Genomic DNA, 406 nt, shown 5'->3' with positions numbered 1-406 from the left:
TAGGCCAGCTATCTCCTCGACGTTTGGAGTGTACTTCATTCTTCCTATCTCTTCCCTAACGGGCAATTTTACAATCTCTTCAACTGGAATTCCTGCATCTACAGCTTCCATAGTGTACTTGTAAAAGTTGAGTATAACTTTCATCATTGTTATTTGTTTCTTCGGTGGACAATAAGTGTCAACTTCATGGAAAGCATCTTGCTGGAGGTAGTCCTCTCTGAGCATCCTTGCAACCAGTAAAATGGCTCTCTCCCTGTCTGGCAGAGCATCTGGACCTACAATTCTGACAATCTCCTGGAGTTCAGCCTCTTTCTGGAGGAGCTTCATTGCAGTGTCTCTCATCTCTTTCCACTCTGGGTCAACGTTCTGGTGCCACCAGTCTTTGATTGAGTCAACATAAAGTGAG

Annotated in this window: 1 pseudogene; it reads right to left on the bottom strand. The window is 44.3% G+C overall.

The window, feature by feature from the left end:
• A pseudogene (locus tag E3E36_RS12425) lies at positions 1-406 on the bottom strand (V-type ATP synthase subunit A); the annotation flags it as partial.

Source organism: Thermococcus sp. M36 (genome assembly GCF_012027355.1).
Classification (GTDB): Archaea; Methanobacteriota_B; Thermococci; order Thermococcales; family Thermococcaceae; genus Thermococcus.
Note: the sequence above shows the minus strand (reverse complement) of the source record. Positions and strands in the feature narration are given on the sequence as shown.